This window comes from Oribacterium sp. P9 (assembly GCF_046365365.1).
GTDB lineage: Bacteria > Bacillota > Clostridia > Lachnospirales > Lachnospiraceae > Oribacterium.
In genome coordinates this window covers 77,357-93,886 of sequence record NZ_JBKEIS010000009.1, presented here as the reverse complement: position 1 = coordinate 93,886, position 16,530 = coordinate 77,357, and the positions used below count along the sequence as shown (strand labels likewise).

General features: G+C 59.6%; 15 protein-coding genes. 3 read left to right on the top strand and 12 right to left on the bottom strand.

Features of this window, described 5'->3' with window-relative positions; translation table 11 throughout:
• From ACK8P7_RS07215 to ACK8P7_RS07205, 3 genes are all read left to right on the top strand, one after another.
• The coding region (locus tag ACK8P7_RS07215; RefSeq protein WP_410043545.1) for a methylenetetrahydrofolate reductase at positions 1-380 on the top strand (380 nt) is incomplete at its 5' end.
• A gap of 120 nt (positions 381-500) precedes the next feature.
• A complete protein-coding gene (locus ACK8P7_RS07210; protein WP_410043544.1) occupies positions 501-1,271 on the top strand; it encodes a vitamin B12 dependent-methionine synthase activation domain-containing protein in 771 nt (256 codons plus the stop codon).
• A 146-nt stretch (positions 1,272-1,417) separates the two neighbouring features.
• Positions 1,418-4,036: a homocysteine S-methyltransferase family protein gene (locus ACK8P7_RS07205; protein WP_410043543.1), complete on the top strand. Its 2,619-nt coding sequence runs from the start codon at positions 1,418-1,420 to the stop codon at positions 4,034-4,036.
• 101 nt (positions 4,037-4,137) lie between these two features.
• Here ACK8P7_RS07205 and ACK8P7_RS07200 read toward each other — a convergent pair whose 3' ends face one another.
• The 12 genes from ACK8P7_RS07200 to ACK8P7_RS07145 form a co-directional block, all read right to left on the bottom strand.
• Positions 4,138-4,635, bottom strand: coding sequence for a type II toxin-antitoxin system HipA family toxin (locus tag ACK8P7_RS07200; protein ID WP_410043548.1), 498 nt, complete (start codon positions 4,633-4,635; stop codon positions 4,138-4,140).
• Positions 4,636-4,641: 6 nt separating this feature from the next.
• Positions 4,642-5,157, bottom strand: a complete 516-nt coding sequence (locus ACK8P7_RS07195; protein ID WP_410043547.1) for a HipA N-terminal domain-containing protein — start codon at positions 5,155-5,157, stop codon at positions 4,642-4,644.
• Positions 5,158-5,450: 293 nt separating this feature from the next.
• Complete coding sequence (locus tag ACK8P7_RS07190; RefSeq protein ID WP_410043542.1) at positions 5,451-6,134, bottom strand: hypothetical protein; 684 nt, start codon at positions 6,132-6,134, stop codon at positions 5,451-5,453.
• A 90-nt stretch (positions 6,135-6,224) separates the two neighbouring features.
• Positions 6,225-7,064: a Type 1 glutamine amidotransferase-like domain-containing protein gene (locus tag ACK8P7_RS07185; protein WP_410043541.1), complete on the bottom strand. Its 840-nt coding sequence runs from the start codon at positions 7,062-7,064 to the stop codon at positions 6,225-6,227.
• Between the two features lie 158 nt (positions 7,065-7,222).
• The gene (locus tag ACK8P7_RS07180) at positions 7,223-7,912 is read right to left on the bottom strand and encodes a hypothetical protein (RefSeq protein ID WP_410043540.1); all 690 of its coding nucleotides are present in this window, start codon (positions 7,910-7,912) and stop codon (positions 7,223-7,225) included.
• Between the two features lie 182 nt (positions 7,913-8,094).
• Positions 8,095-9,669, bottom strand: a complete 1,575-nt coding sequence (locus ACK8P7_RS07175; RefSeq protein ID WP_410043539.1) for an AAA family ATPase — start codon at positions 9,667-9,669, stop codon at positions 8,095-8,097.
• Positions 9,670-9,975: 306 nt separating this feature from the next.
• Positions 9,976-10,752 (bottom strand): precorrin-8X methylmutase, encoded by a 777-nt coding sequence (locus ACK8P7_RS07170; protein WP_410043546.1) that lies wholly within the window; start codon positions 10,750-10,752, stop codon positions 9,976-9,978.
• Between the two features lie 92 nt (positions 10,753-10,844).
• Positions 10,845-11,447, bottom strand: a complete 603-nt coding sequence (locus ACK8P7_RS07165; RefSeq protein WP_410043538.1) for a cob(I)yrinic acid a,c-diamide adenosyltransferase — start codon at positions 11,445-11,447, stop codon at positions 10,845-10,847.
• A 117-nt stretch (positions 11,448-11,564) separates the two neighbouring features.
• The gene (locus ACK8P7_RS07160) at positions 11,565-13,214 is read right to left on the bottom strand and encodes a cobyric acid synthase (RefSeq protein WP_410043537.1); all 1,650 of its coding nucleotides are present in this window, start codon (positions 13,212-13,214) and stop codon (positions 11,565-11,567) included.
• An 86-nt stretch (positions 13,215-13,300) separates the two neighbouring features.
• Positions 13,301-14,764 (bottom strand): pyridoxal phosphate-dependent aminotransferase, encoded by a 1,464-nt coding sequence (locus tag ACK8P7_RS07155; protein WP_410043536.1) that lies wholly within the window; start codon positions 14,762-14,764, stop codon positions 13,301-13,303.
• Positions 14,765-14,871: 107 nt separating this feature from the next.
• Positions 14,872-15,867 (bottom strand): adenosylcobinamide-phosphate synthase CbiB, encoded by a 996-nt coding sequence (gene cbiB, locus ACK8P7_RS07150; protein WP_410043535.1) that lies wholly within the window; start codon positions 15,865-15,867, stop codon positions 14,872-14,874.
• 223 nt (positions 15,868-16,090) lie between these two features.
• Positions 16,091-16,516, bottom strand: a complete 426-nt coding sequence (locus tag ACK8P7_RS07145; RefSeq protein WP_410043534.1) for an alpha/beta hydrolase-fold protein — start codon at positions 16,514-16,516, stop codon at positions 16,091-16,093.
• Positions 16,517-16,530: the final 14 nt, after the last annotated feature.

Genomic DNA, 16,530 nt, shown 5'->3' with positions numbered 1-16,530 from the left:
GCAAGGTCGACGCGGGTGTCGACTTCCTGACCACGCAGATGTTCTTCGACAACGCGGAGTTCTTCAACTTCCTTTATCGTCTCCGCGAGCAGGACATCCGTGTGCCTGTTCTCGCCGGCATCATGCCGATCACGAACCAGAAGCAGCTCGGTCGTTCTGTCGCTCTCTCCGGCACCACCGTGCCGACCCGCTTCAAGGAGATCGTCGACAAGTTCGGCGAGCATCCGGAGGCAATGAAGCAGGCGGGCATCATCTATGCTACCGAGCAGATCATTGACCTCATCGCAAACGACGTAAAGCACATCCACGTCTACTCGATGAACAAGCCGGACGTCGCCGAGGCCATCCAGCGGAATCTGAGCGAAATCCTGAAAATCTGATATACTTTTATCCATCGGGACGCAACTGGAGTCCAGGTGCCGAGTGCGGCATGGAATCCGCACACAACGCCTCTCCTCTGCGTCCTCGTTACGATCACTCATCGGAAAGTGAAGGGCACTATGATCGACATGCGACTCCGCGAGGTCTACCGTTACCTCGGCTACCGAAAAATCACACCGACGCCGGAGATCGACGCGCGCATCCAGCAGTGCATAGCGCGAATGCAGGCGGCCGCGACGCCGCGCGCCATCTCCCGACGCTTTCCCGTCCGCACAGAAGCACCCGACCGGGTCGAGATCGCGGGGCTCACGATCCGCTCGCGGGATCTCTATCGAAACCTCTCCGGCTGCGACGACGCGTATATGTTTGCAGCCACCATCGGCGTCGGCATTGACCTGCTCATAAAGCGGGGGGAAGTTGCCAGCATGACGGATTCCATCATCTACCAGGCAGCGGGTGCCGAGATGATCGAGTCCTACGCAGACCGTGAGGTCGCGACGCTCCGCGCACAGGAGGCTGAACGTGGCTATCAGCTCCGCCCGCGCTACTCGCCCGGCTACGGGGATCTGCCGCTCGCGCTTCAGACGGATTTCGCGCGCATCCTCGACATGCAGAAGTGGTGCGGCATCACGCTGACCGACGCGCTCCTCATGGTCCCGAGCAAGTCCATCACCGCCTTCATCGGCTGCACGCGCCAGCCGAAAACCGCGCCCGACGCCGCATACCTCGCGCAGGAGGTCAACCCGCTGAAGCTCAGTGCTGACAGCACCGCGTCATCATGCGCGACATCCGTCGAGGCCAATACTTCTGTCCCGGACACCCTCACCGCGCGCAGCACCCACGACTGCCGGCAGTGCACGAAAACCGACTGCCTCTACCGCGACTGCTGACTTTATAAAAATTTAATGGGGTCTGACCCTATAAACTTCAGTTTAGATTCAGTTTAGAAAAACTTAATGGGGTCAGACCCCATAAAGTTCCGCAAAGCCACGAAAGTTCTGCGGCCTGCAATGGTAAACACACAACGGAGGAAATTATGCGAAAGAATATCATGGATCGAATCGGCCGGGAGTGGCTGTTCTTCGACGGGGGTACCGGCTCCATCCTGCAGGAGAAGGGCCTGCAGCCGGGGGAGCTGCCGGAGACCTGGAATCTCCTCCACCCGGAGTGTATCCTCGACCTGCACCGCGGCTATCTCGAGGTCGGTGCGGACATCTATAACACGAATACCTTCGGCGCGAATCGCCTGAAGTTCCCGGAGAACCTCGACGAAATCGTGACGGCGGCGGTGAAGCTCGCGAAGGAAGCGCGCACGCAGGCCGGTCGTGACGAGGATGCCTACGTGGCCCTCGACATCGGTCCGACGGGCAAGCTGCTCGCGCCGATGGGCGACCTCTCCTTCGACGACGCGGTCGATATCTTCGGCGAGGTCGTACGGATCGGCGCCCGCGAGGGTGCGGATCTCGTGCTGATCGAGACGATGAACGACTCCTACGAGGCGAAGGCAGCGGTGCTCGCGGCGAAGGAAAACTGCGATCTACCGGTTTTCATCACCTGCGTCTTCGACGGCAGTGGGAAAATGCTGACGGGCGGTACGCCGGAGTCAGTGGTCGCTATGCTCGAGGGCCTCGGCGTCGATGCGCTCGGTGTGAACTGCTCGCTCGGACCGGCCCAGATGATTCCGATCGTGGAGCGTCTCGTGAAGGCCGCCCACGTGCCGGTGCTCGTGAATCCGAACGCCGGTCTTCCGAAGTCCGTCGACGGAAAGACCGTCTATGATGTCGGCCCGGAGGAATTCGCCGGCTATATGAAGCAGATCGCCGCGCTCGGTGCGGCCGCCGTCGGTGGCTGCTGCGGCACGACGCCGGACTACATCCGCGCGGAGATCGCCGCCGTGCGCCCTCTCCCGCTACTCCCACCGCAGGGCCGTGCGCAGACCGTCATCGCCTCCTTCTCCCGCACCGTCGAAATCGGACGGGCGGCCCGTCCTGTGATCATTGGCGAACGCATCAACCCGACTGGCAAGAAACGCTTCAAGCAGGCGCTCGTCGACCACGACATCGACTACATCGTGGACCAGGGCCTCCAGCAGGAGGACGCGGGCGCGGACGTGCTCGATGTCAATGTCGGCACGCCGGAGATCGATGAGGTGGCGCTGCTCGACGAGGTCGTCTGCCGTCTGCAGAGTGTGCTGGCGCTGCCGCTCCAGATCGACACCTCGAACCCGGAAGCCATGGAGCGCGCGCTTCGTCACTACAACGGCAAGGCGCTCATCAACTCCGTGAACGGCAAGCAGGAGGTCATGGCGGAGGTCTTTCCGCTCGTGAAGAAGTACGGTGGCGTCGTCGTGGCACTCGCGCTCGATGAGGGCGGTATTCCGGACAATGCAGACGACCGCATCCGTATCGCTGAGAAGATCTACGCGACGGCGGCGGAATACGGGATTCGCCGCGAGGATATCGTCATCGACGGCCTGTGCATGACCGTCTCCAGTGATCCGCGCTCGGCGCTCGTGACGCTCGAGACGATCCGCCGCATCCGCGACGAGCTCGGTGGCAGCAGCATCCTCGGTGTGTCGAACATCAGCTTCGGTCTCCCGGCCCGCGAGCTCATCAACGCCTACTTCTTCGAGATGGCGCTGCAGAACGGGCTCTCCTGCGCGATCATCAACCCGAACAATCAGGCGATGATGCAGGCGTACCGCGCCTTCTGCGCACTCACAAACCAGGATGAGAATTTCCAGAGCTTCATCTCCGCCTATGCCGGCTACAAGTCTCCAGACAAGCAGGTAAGCGACGCGCTGACCGCCTATAAGACCCGTGTGCTGAACGCGCTCGGGGTTTCCGCCGGGGACCTGCAGGCCACCGGCCGTCCCCTAGGCGGATCGGACAGTAACGCCGGCTTCGGGCCTGGCACGGCGGGCCTTTCGTCGGGCAATGTCTCCAGCGCGGGCGCGAACGCGGGATCTTCCGGTAGCGGACGGGCTGCGGGCGCAGACGACGGTCGCGGACCGGGTGCATTGGCCGGCAAATCTCGACTCGTCGAAGCGATCGAACGCGGCATGGCGAAACCGGCAGCAGACGCAACGCGTGAGGCTCTCCTCACACGAAATGCCCTCGACATCATAAACGAGGACCTCGTGCCGGCCCTCGACGTCGTCGGCCAGGGCTTCGAAAAGGGCACCGTCTTCCTCCCGCAGCTCCTCATGGCCGCGGAAGCCGCCAAGGCCGCCTTCGCCGTCGTGAAGGAATCCATGGCTGGCAGCGCGCAGGAGTCGAAGGGCCGCGTCATCCTCGCGACCGTGAAGGGCGACATCCACGACATCGGAAAGAACATCGTGAAGGTCCTGCTCGAAAACTACGGCTACGACGTCATCGACCTCGGCAAGGACGTGCCGCCGGAAACCATCGTGGAGACCGCGCTTCGGGAGAACATCCGCCTCGTCGGCCTCTCCGCCCTCATGACCACCACCGTCGTGAACATGGAGGAAACCATCCGGCAGCTCCACCAGCAGAAGCCGGACTGCCGCATCGTCGTCGGCGGCGCCGTCATGACCCAGGACTACGCTGACAAAATCGGCGCTGACTGCTATGGCCGCGACGCCATGACCACCGTCCGCTACGCAGACGAACTCGCGGAAAAAGGTATTTTATAAGTTTTTCTATAGTGAAAGCCCCGGCACACGCCGGGGCTTTCACCAGTTTATGGGGTCTGACCCCATTAGTTTGAGTTTGTAATTGGCGCCCAGTGGGCGCCTTACTTCAGATACTCTCCGAGCATCTCCTTCACACACGCTTCGATCTGTTCGATGATTTTTTCACAGCGTTCCTTTTTCATCCCCGCCTGAATTCCTACCGCGAGCAGTTCCTTCCTGCCCGGATTTCGCCCATTCCCATCCACTGTTGTCGTATGCTCACCATAATATGTATTACTGTAAGTCAGGTCATAGGCCGGGCTCAGATGCCAGCGATCATTTGCTTCATCGTACAGATATGTGAAGTTTTTCGAGTGGTCATCCCGGTTGTGAGCATAGACATTGAAACACATACGCCGAAACATATTTTCGAGATCGGACGGATGATCTCTGGTCAGAATCTTCGTGAGCTTCATCAGGCTATGGTAATCCAGACTCGGCTGCTCGAAATCCAGCTCCAGCAGCGCAGCGGCAGTCAGCATATGTACTCGTTTCCCGCCTTTCTCTCGATCGAAGCGTCGGATGCCGAAGTATCCCTTGCACTTATCGGATGGAAACAGTCGGGTTTAGCTCATCTCAATTCCGCATTCTCTGGCACAGCAGGAATAATCAAATTCCATCTTTCCTGCATCTCTGCTATCTACATGTGCAGGAAATTTAATCATCCACTCTTTCTGATCGATCGTGGTCAGGATTTTCGGTCGAGCACCACCACTCGTACCACCTAAACAGTAGAGCTCATCCAGTTTATCCGAGTATTCTGTATTCAGGATTTTCGCGCATTCTTCTGCCAGCTCATCCAGGTCAACATGCTCGTAATTCTGCTCATAGCTCTTTTCCGGATAGTAGGTCAATGCTCCCATCCCGGACTTTCCGACGATGGCCAGACGGTCTATAACCGTCAGTTCGTCTGTGTTCTGCTGATGTGCGCGGAGCAGACGGTTCAAAAGCAGTCGGCCCCAGTTGTCCGGAAGACTATCTGCAAACACGCCAAACAGTCCGTCAAAATGATCTTTCGATGGAATAAAAACCTGTCTTTTCAGAGGGAGCGAGAACGGACTGATGGAAAATCCCTTTTCCAGCCATTCATCATAGATATTATATTATCTATAATTGACGTTTTTCACTATTTATATACAAAATATTATCTGCTATCATTCTACAATCAATTTGTCCGAAATGCAATCTGCCGAACGCTGTACCTGTTACCTGGTTCTCATACGCAGTAACTGTTCAGACCGGGGGCCAGTAACCATACGCATAGGCGCTGAGGCGCACAAAAAAAGCTGCCCCACCAACGTGAGACAGCCTCTGTATACAGCCAATGCTGGATCATGATCCCATCTTCCGAATCATGCTTGTCCTGATCATCTGATCAGTCGTCAGAATCCTTACCATCTTCTTCGTCTGAATCCTCAACTGTTTCAGAATCCTCGAAATCATCCTCTGCGTCGTCGAAGTCTTCATCCTCTAACGGTTCGGCATCCGCGTCATCGAACTCGTCATCCTCGAAGTCCTCGTCCTCATCCTCCGGATCATTGAAGATCGACTCGTAGTAGCCGGCGGTTTCGAAGCCGTCGTCTTCGTGCTCCGCGAGGAACCAGTCCATGAGCTCCGCCATCTCGTCGTGGCGGTCGTCGAAGCGGTCACGTACGTAGAAGAGCGACAGAAGGTCTCCGCTTAGCTCCATGCCTGGAATCTTGTTATGGAAGGTCTCGAGCAGGGTCCAGAGCGGCACCATATCGTCATACTGGATGTCCATCAGCAGCACATCCATCTTATCCGGGTTGTAGTAGCAGTAAATCGTATCGCCGACACTGTCCTCGCCGAACAGATCCATGAACGCCTGGCGGATCGCCTTCGCACTCATATCGTCTGCGTCGTTCAGGTACTGACGCGGATCCTCGATCGTCACCTGGTAGTGATCGAATTCCTCGTTCTTCAGCTCGAGAAACTCCAGCGTATCCGCCAGCGCCGTCTCGACCGTCACGTTGTTCTGCTCTGCGTAGGAATGCAGAATATTCATATACTCATCCGGGAATTCCAGTTTTACACTCATTTTCACACCTCTACTTTATGGGGTCTGACCCCATAAACTTCAATTTTAGATTTTGTTTATAAAAATTTAATGGGGTCAGACCCCCTCGGTCTAGTCACTTTCCATAATTCGTCGTGTCACCACCGCACCGATCAGTGCGCCGAGCGCCAGTATCGCTGCCCCCAAAAGCAACGTCTTCGGGATGTGCCTCTTCACCGGAATCTCGAACTCGCCGCCGGTCTTACTGATCATGCCGATCTCGCCGTCGGAGATCAGATAGGCCTCGCCATAAAGCACTTCCTTCTTCGTCTTCGTGTCCTTCCGGATATACGCGCCATCCGTGAGGCAGTAGAAGGACTCGCCCATGCTGTCCGGGAAGGTGATGTCCTGGAACAGGCGCTTGCCGTCCAGCACCGCGTCGATCGTCTGATTATAGTGCGGGATGACCTTCGTCTTCGTGAGGCCCAGGCCCTCGAGGAAGCGCTGATAATGCGGGTTCACCGCCTCGCCTTCCTCCTCCGGCTGCGCATAGACCACCTCCGCACAGTTCATCGTGCCGGCACTGATGCCGATAACGATGCCCCGGAAGTGCTGCAGGTGCTCACGAAGCCCGATCTGGTGAAACCAGGCGTTCTCCGTCGGCACATGCCCACCCGCGAGGATCACGACATCGAAGCGGTCGAGGATCTCCACCGTCTTCGGCTCCCGTCGATCCAGCACGTCGATCGAATCCATGGACAGCCCCGAGCGGTTGAAGCACTCGAGATAGGTCTTCGCCATGGCACTGTTAAACTTCGTATCATCCGGCTCGGAGGCGACCAGCACACACTTGCTGTGCGGCTTCCAGTCCTCCTTCAGCCGATCCACGAAATGATTTTTATTACTGAGCAGCTCCGGTCGCCCCGTCACCCGGTTGATTCCACCCGGCGTTGATGTCATATATAAAATCATGCACTCTCCTCCACTTTATGGGGTCTGACCCCTTTACGTCACATGGCGCCATCTCCGCCCGGCAGACAGCTGTTTCCCGAGCGCAGACAGGGGTCAGACCCCCTTACGAAATTCTTAAGGTCGGGGCTTCCGCCCGCCGAAGCCGGCACTGGCCGGATTTACTTTCGGATACGTCTATTATAAACCATCTGGACGAGGCGCGCGATGAGAACATTGCCGCCGATGATCGCGAAGATCCAGAACACGGTCATATACACCGGCTGCTCGTAGACGTGCAGGAACGGGTACGGGCCGACGTAAAGCTTCGCGATGTTCAGGATCAGCACCGGAATCGCGTACACGATCGTCGCCGCCACCGCGCAGAGCGGTGCCCACATCGGGAGCTTCTGCCGCGGCTCGGTCTCGAGGCAGAGGAAGCTGTAGAGCGACAGGAGCGGCGCACCGACGTGGTTGATGAGGTGCATGCCGTCGAGCAGCATCTCGCGGTAGCCGTCCGTCGGGCCGAGCACGAAGATCACGACGAGGAAGGTCACGAGCAGACAGCAGCTCGTCACGTAGCGAAGCACCAGGAGCAGCGTCGGAATCGTCACCTTCTCTTCCCCGCCCTTCCGGTAATTCCGCATCAGAAAGGTCGAGACGAAGCCGCTCGTCTGGCCCTTGAAGATGATCGGCAGCATCACGAGCGTAAACAGCGCACTCACGATAAGGCAGAGCAGGTTCGAATCCTCGGTGTAGTAGATCAGCATGCCGAGGCCGTCCTTCGCGTAGGCGTAGTTCGTGTCGATCATCTCGAGCACCACCAGCACGATATGTAAAAACAGTGCAGTTCTCAGTTTCTTATTATCCATAATCCTCTTTCCTTATAATCGTTCAGTGAAGGGGTCCGGAGTACCGGCAGCGGATGCACCATACTCCGAGCCCGGCTTGCTTTCACACGGTCTCTCCGTATGGCATCCGCGCCGATACCCCAAACCCCAGTCTAAACTGTAATTTCTGTTTCCAGTCAAATCTTCCGCTGCCGGAACATACATCAGAACAGCAGCATCCGTGTCGTATGCGCGTCGAAGGTCACGGCCTTCACGCCGGTCGTTTCAATCTGGTAGAGGGCGTTTGCGGCGAGGTGCTCAGCGGCCTGCTCGAGGTCGCGGCAGCCCGTGTCGTCCCGGTACTTCTCGAGGATCACGTCGATCGCGCGGTCCTCCACCACACACTCCTCCGAGCGCATGCCCATGCGCTTCAGCACCTTCGGCAGCGAGAAACGCTGAAAGATCGTTCGCTTCTCCTCCGGGGTGTAGTCCGGGATGTCGATCACCGCGAAGCGGCTCATAAGCGGTGCACTGATGCGGTTCTTATCGTTCGCCGTCGCGACCGGGTAGACGCCCGAGGTCGGGATACGGCACTCGATATAGTTGTCGGTATAGCCGATATTGTCGAGCAGCGTCAGCAGCGCATCCGCCGGATTGCCGTTAATGCTGTTGTGGTCGGCCTTGTCGAGCTCGTTGATGATGAAAACCGTGTTGCTCGCGCCGCTCTGGGCGAATGCCTCCATGATGCGCCCAGGCTTCGCGTTTGCGTAGACGCGTGGGCTGCCCGTCAGCGCCTCCGAGTCGTGGATCGCACTCATGTCGAGGCTCGTCCACGGAAGCCGCAGGATACGCGCCACCGCGTAAGCGAGCTGCGATTTACCGATGCCCGCCGGCCCCGCCAGCAGCAGACCGTAGGCCGGCAGCGTGTGCGTACGGTTGATCTGGATGATGGTCTCCATGATGCGCTGTTTCACGCGTTCGAGACCATACAGCTCCTCGTCGAGGATTGCCCGCGCCTTCACTGGATCGATCGACTCGAAGTAGTCGCCCTTCCACTGGATGTTCAGCACCATCTGAAGCGCCCGCTCTGCATGCCGCCGCTCCTCCGGGCTGATCGTGCTCGACCGGATCGTCGCGACGTTCCGCTCCGCCCAGGCCCGCATATTCTCCGGCAGGGTCTGCCCCGCACAGGCGAGGTAATTCAGCATGGAATTCAGATCCGAAATCGGGGTCGCGCCCGGATTCTTTCCCTCGCGCTCCTCCGCATCGAACGCCGCCTCCGCGTCACTCTTCTCCTCCGGCGCGCGGCTCTCGAGGAGTCGCCGGATCACGAGCTGCAGGAACTCGTCCCGCTCGGTCTGAATCCGCTCACCATCCGCCGCCATCGCCCGGATGCGATACACCGCGTAGCCCTCCTCCGTATGCGCGCCCGACAGCCGGAGCGACACATGATTCTCCCCGAGCCAGTGCTCGAGCGCCACGAATCGCTGGTCAATGCTGGCGATCGGAACGCTCAGGTCGCGTCCATCCTTGTCCCGGCCGCTGACATTCGCCTCGGTCTTCCCGTCGATCCAGGCAAATGCAGTTCCGCGCACCGGGTTCAGAAATACGCCGAGCGCGTGGTGCGGAAGCTTCCGCTCCGGGTCCGCAAGCGTAAGAATCGGATGTGCCGCGTCTGCCCGGTCATTCGTGCAGTGGCGCAGCGTCCAGCCCGCCGCGGTCTCGATCCCTGCTGCGGCCTCCGCCTGCGCCTTCGCCTCATCCTCCAATTGATTAAAATCAAACATCCGATCTGCCATGCTGTCTCTCCTTTACAAGTGCAGTTTCTTCAATAAATATTTTTCCAGGTAAACCTTCAGGTATGGGGATCCCGGACGGGCGGCACCGATGGCACAGTACTCCGAGACCGGTGAACTCTAAGCCGGGGACCCTAAGCGGCACTAGGCCCTCTGCAATCACTGAGTTTTCTTTATGAAAACTCAGCGTTGCAGAGGGTGCTAAGGAAAATAGTACCAAGTGCCGCTAAGGGGACCCGGCTTGACTTCACACGGTCTCTACGTATGGCCATCGGTGCCGCCCGTCCGGGTCCCCGCTACCTGAACTTTTCATCTCTTCACATCGTCGATGCCATACAACAGCGCGTTTACGATACAGGCGGCGATGTTCGAGCCGCCCTTCCGTCCGCGGGCGACGATCCACGGGATGTCGCCGATCGGCGCGGTCTCCTCCGCGAGGCTCAGGATCAGCTCCTTCGCCTCGACGACATTGACGAAGCCCACGGGCACGCCGATGATGCCGGCAGGACGCAGCCCGCGGTCATGAATCAGGCGGTAGAGCTCGATGAGCGCCGTCGGTGCGTTGCCGATCGCGAAGATCAGCGGGCGGTCCTTGATCCGCGCCGCGTACTCCATGCTGACGACCGCGCGCGTCACGCCGCGCGCCCGCGCCTCCGCTGCCACATCCGGATCACTCATGAAGCAGCGCGTCTCCGCGCCCAGCGCCGCGAGCGCCTTCTTACTGATGCCCGCGCGTGCCATCTCCGTGTCGGTGACGACGATCGCTCCCGCACCGCGCGCCCATGTTCCCGTCGATGCGTCTGCAAGCGAGCTGCAGCACACCCGTGCTCCCGTCGACGCGTCTGCGCTCGCCGAGCCCGCAATCCCCGCGCGGAGCGACGTGCGCATGCGGTCGACAGCATTGGCCGAAAATACGAGATTTTCGGCGTAGTCGAAGTCCGCAGAGGTATGAATGCAGCGCTTGACGATCGGTGCCTCCACCGCATCGAGACGGATGTGACGACGGTCCAGCTCCTGCTGAATCAGCGCCATCGAATGACGCTCGATATCCTTCGGTTCGATATGTTCCAGTTTGATTTCCACGATGTTCTCCTGCTGCCGGGGCGTGCCCGGGCTTTCCGCTGATTCTCGCCATGCTGCTGAAGCCCCGCTCCGATCCTGTTCGGAGTCCGATGTCCTCACTTCTCCACGCCGACCCTCGCCGTGATGCCGTCGTCGTACGGGTGCTTTTCCTTCTCCATATTTGTAACGTAATCCGCCATTGAGAGAAGGGTGATGTCGGGGTTTCGTCCGGTCAGGATGACCTCCATGTTCTGCGGCAGGCGGAACAGAAAGTGGATCAGCATGTCGCGGTCGAGCAGTCCCTTGTTGACGACATCGAGGATCTCATCAAAGATGAACAGCCCCGCGATTTCCGGCTTCTCCGGCTCCTGCTTCACCACGCCGATCTTCTCCTTCCGCGCACGGGCGGCTTCTGCGCGCCGCGGCTCCGTCTTCTGCAGGATCTCCATCGTGTGCACCGCGCGCCGGAACAGGGTGTCCGAATCCGCACGGGTCGCCGCCTTGTCCTCCTCCGTCATCCGGAAGGTGAAGCCATAGCAGTGCTCCGGAAGTAGCACGAACACGCCCGGGATCTTCTCCAGTGTACTGATCTCGCCGGACAGCCCGTCCTTCAGAAACTGACAGAATACCACGGGCACACTGTGACCTGCTGCCCGCACTGCGGCGCCGATCGCCGCCGTCGTCTTCCCTTTTCCATCACCGTGGTAGATTTCAATCATGATTCCACCGAGCTCCCTTCGTGCTCACCCATCTGCTGCTTCCAGCATGTGCCGCCGGTCGACGCACCAGATGCGCGCTACGGTCGTGCTGTCCTGCTCGCCGCGGACCGTCGCTTCTCAGACCTGCTCACCCTCGAGGATTTCGTAGATACGCGCCATGTCGAGCGACGCCCGAAGCGCCGCGCTCAGCTTCGCAAACTGCGCTTCCTTGAATGCTTCATAGTTTACGACCTCCCGGTCCCCGGGGTCAATGCCTTTTCGTCGACACAGTCGCTCCACGAAGGCGTTCCGGAGTCCATCACGGTCGAAGAAGCCATGCAGGTAGGTACCGAAGACATTGCCCGCCTGTGCATAGAGGCAGCTGCCTGCCGAGTGGCTGGTCGTGACCGCACCGGATGCCGGACCCGCCGGCACCATGGCCTCGTCACGCCAGCGCGTCGAATCATCCGGCGCATTGCCTCGCGGCACCGCATCGGTCGTATGGTGATCCGGGATCGTACGCCCCATGTGGATCTCGTAGCCGTCGACGCGCTGGCCGTTCAGCGCCGCAAACTCACCCGTGAGGCCCTCAAGCACGAGGCGCGTCTGCGTCCGGGTCTTCTCCGCCTCAAATTCCGTGCGGAGCGGCAGGAGCCCGAGGCCCCGCGTACGGGCCCCCACCGGTCCTTCCACGCCCTCGACATCGACGACCTCGGTGCCGAGCATCTGGAAGCCGCCGCAGATGCCGAGAATCAGCGTGCCGCGCGCCTGCTTCTGCAGGATCTTCGCCTCGAGACCGGTGCTCCGCAGCCAGTCGAGGTCACGGATCGTGCTCTTCGTGCCCGGCAGGATCAGCACATCCGGCTCCCCGAGCTCTCGCACGCTCGACACATAGCGGACCGAGACGCCCGGCTCCGTCGCGAGCGCCGTGAAATCCGTGAAATTACTGATGCGCGGCAGACGGATTACCGCGATGTCAAGGCCGCCTTCCGCCTGTCGCTGCTCGAGCGCCGTCGAGAGCGAATCCTCGTCCTCCAGCGCGACATCGAGATACGGCACCACGCCGAGCACCGCCTTGCCGGTCCGCGCCTCGAGGATGTCGAGCCCCGGATCGAGGATCGTCTTATCGCCGCGAAACTTGTTGATGATGAGTCCCCGGATGCGTGCCCGCTCCTCCGGCTCCAGCAGCTCGATCGTCCCGAGCAGCTGCGCAAATACACCGCCGCGGTCGATGTCACCCACCAGCAGCACCGGCGCATCCGCGATCGCCGCCATCCCCATATTGACGAGGTCGTCCTCCCGGAGATTCACCTCCGCCGGACTCCCCGCGCCCTCGATCACGATGATGTCATACTCCGCCGCGAGCGCTTCATACGTCTCGCGCACGACCGGCAGCAGCGTCCACTTGTTGCGATAGTACTCACGGGCCGTCATATTGCACTGCGCCACCCCGCGCACGATCACCTGCGAGCCGACATCGGTGGTCGGCTTCAGCAGAATCGGATTCATCCTCGCGTCTGGGGCAATGCCGGCGGCCTCTGCCTGGACGACCTGCGCGCGACCCATCTCGAGCCCTTCATCTGTGATGAAGCTGTTAAGCGCCATGTTCTGCGCCTTAAACGGAGCCACCCTGTAGCCATCCTCATGGAAGATGCGGCAGAGCCCCGCCACCAGCAGACTCTTCCCCGCGTTCGACATCGTGCCCTGCACCATGATCGCACGCGCGCGGTGGGCGGGTACGCCGGACTCCGGTACTTTACCTGGTTTTAACCCAGCTTCTATTTTCATTTCGTCTACGTGCATACCGCGCCTCTTTTCTCCTCCTGCTTTCATGTGCCTTTCTCATCATCCGGGCTCATGGACAGATACACATTCTATAACGCTCGCCATCTCTGAATCAGCTCCAGATTCTCCTCGTGCGTCCGCACGCAGATCCGGTAGTAGCGTGTATCCAGGCCCTCGTAGTTCCCGCAGGCACGAATCAGTACACCTCGATCCAGCAGCAGTGCCTTTAAATCCACGCTGTGCGACGTAAACACAGTCCTGTTCTCACTTACGCAAGGATCGCTTTCCGACTTCAATTCCGGCTTGCGCACACGTCCATCCGGGCAGTCCGGCTGTGTAAGCGCAGTCCGGAACAGGATGAAGTTCGCATCCGATACCGGCACATAGACCTTCTCCACATAGGGAAGCGTCGGGAGCGTCTGCACCAGGAAGGCCCGTTCTGCGCGGATCAGTGCCCGTGTCTTCTCCACAAATTCTGTTTCCTCGAGGGCCGCCACGCCGGCGAGCTGCGCCGGAAGGTTGATCTCCCACGGTGTCATCGTCGCCCGCACCGCGTCCGTCAGCGCCTGCGTCGCCGTCAGCATGTAGCCGAGACGCAGCCCCGGCATACCGTAGATCTTCGTGAAGGCACGCAGGATCACGAGATGCTCGAACGCACGAAGCGACGGCACCATGCTGCATTCCAGCTCGTTCGGACGCAGTGCATGCTCCACATTAGAAAAATGCGTCGCTGCTGCATGCGGGCTGTCGTCGAAGGAAATAGGCTTCGGCATCTGGGCCTCACGCTCCCCTGCTTCCTGCCCACCGCTCGAATGCGTGCTGTCGTCGGAGCGAAGAAACGGCAGGAAGCACTCATCCACGAGGAGCCAGCTGTGGTGCGCTTCACAGACCGCCGCGATGCGCTGCAGCACCTCCGCGCGGATGACATTGCCATCCGGATTGTTCGGATTACAGAGGAAGACCGCGGAGCCGGACGGAGCCCTCTCGATCGCATGGATAAAGGCTGCCTCTACCGCCGGTGTGAACGAAAAGTCGTCCGCTTCCGACAGATAGACCGGGACGACCTGCGCCCCCACGCGCTCCGCGGCGACACTGTACTCCGCGAAGGCCGGCGCCGCGACGACGACCTGCTGCGGACGAAGCACCTGCATCAGACGATAGATCAGATCCGCGGCACCATTACCGAAGCTGATCCACTCCGGCGCGACCGCGCATGCTTCATGTGTTTCGATTCCCCCTAGCACCGGCCCAGTCCCTGCTGCGCAGGTCGACGCGCCAGCAGCCATATCGTCTGTCCGCATCCCGGCGGATGGAACACCGATGTCCGCATTGGCCCCGGCAGACGAAACGACCACCGCAAACTTCCGGTTCAGAAACGAAACGACGGCGTCGCGGAGCTTCTCCACCTTCCAGTCCGGATAGGCGGTGCTCTGGTCGACGCCGTGCTTCGCCGCCTGGCACGCCCGTGGAGGCATGCCCAGCGGATTGATATTTACAGAATAATCGAGATCAACTGCGCGGCGATACACATCGCCGCCATGTACATAGTTCATAAACCTTACTTTCTTTGTCGTCGACGGAGAGTCCAGCCCTTTAAGCAACTGGAGGCAGGCCGCTGCGAAGTCCGAAGCATCCTTCCCTGCATAGCTGGTCCGTGTGTTCAGATCCAGCCGCTATACAGCATGACGGTCCGCATGATCATGATGCCGACGAAGTAGATCATGAACACGCTCAGGTACATGATGCGATTCGCTGTTTCGATATCCTCTGGTGTGATTTCGCGCTTGCTGTCACCGATCGCCGGCTTGTGAACGAGCTTTCCGAAGTAGTATGCGTCTCCGAGGAGCTCGACGCCGAGCGCGCCGGCCATGGCAGCTTCCGTCTGCCCGGAGTTCGGGCTCGTGGATTTCCGCGCGTCGCGACGCCAGATACGGAACGCGCCCTTCCAGTCGAGGCCCAGGAACATGGCCGCGATGCACATGAACAGTGCGCTGATGCGCGCCGGGATGAAGTTGCAGATATCATCGAGGCGAGCCGCCGCGGTGCCGAAGTACTTATACTGGTCGTTCTTGTAGCCGATCATGGAGTCCATGGTGTTGACGGTCTTATAGAACCAGCCACCGGCCACACCGAACACCATCATGAACAGGAGCGGTGCGACCACCCCGTCGGAGGCATTCTCCGCGACCGTCTCGACCGTCGCCTTCGTGACACCGGTCATATTGAGACGCTTCGTGTCACGACCCACGATCATCGAGACCGCTTCGCGCGCATCCTTGATATTTTTACGCTTGAGGGCCTCATAGACCTTCATGGATTCCCGCTTCAGCTGCTTCATCGCGAGCATCTGGTAGGCGAGGAAGGCGTCGATCGCCCAGGTCAGGGTCTCGCCGAACATCGTCGCGATGTTGTGAATGATGAGCGGGATAACCGTGAAGATCACGAGCATCAGCACGACGAGAATCGCACCCGCGAACTGCTTCTTCCCACGGCCCGCCTCCGGATCCTCCGAGATATGGAGGCACCGGCGCAGGAACTTCTCCAGCCACTCGATGCCGCGGCCCATCGCCATCACCGGATGGAACCAGTTGTGCGGATCCCCGAAGACCAGATCGACGATCAGCGCCATAATCAGAATCATGATTCGCTCGTACATGCTACACTCTCCCAAATACAGAAATTGGAACTATTTTACCATAAACAAAAGCAGAACGGAACACGCATGGTGCGGCATGTACCATGCACGTCCCGTTCATCATCTTGGTTCAATGTTGCATCCCACTGCTTCATCCGATACCTTCTGCTTCGTCGCTCACATTACATCCCGTATTTTTCCTGCATCATTCCAGTTATTTCGAGCCTCGGACTTCCTGACGCAATTACGCTTCCAGTATCGCTTTGATACCTTTTGCGCTTCGCATCGCCGCGTCCCGGAAGTGATTTCCGGGGTTCAGCTCCCAGCGTACATCCACGCCGAGCTCCTGATAGTGCTGAAGAATCGCCTCCGTATTTTCCTGCACGGTCTTCAGCACCGCATGCTTCGTCTTCGCCTCGGCATCCCCTAACGACATGTAGAGCTTCTCCGGTTTCCGTATCGGCTCATGCCGAAGCACGTATTCCCGGAACTTCGGAAACCACAGGGAGCCGGACATGCTGGCCACCCGCGCGAAACAGTCGCAGCGGTACATCGCATAGAGTGCGAACAGTCCGGCCAGCGAGTACCCTGCGATGCCGACGTACGGCGCGCTTCCCCGGATCTTTTCTCTGGCTGCCGGCACGATGTCCGACGCCAATGTCAAAAACAATCGGTAATGCTGAA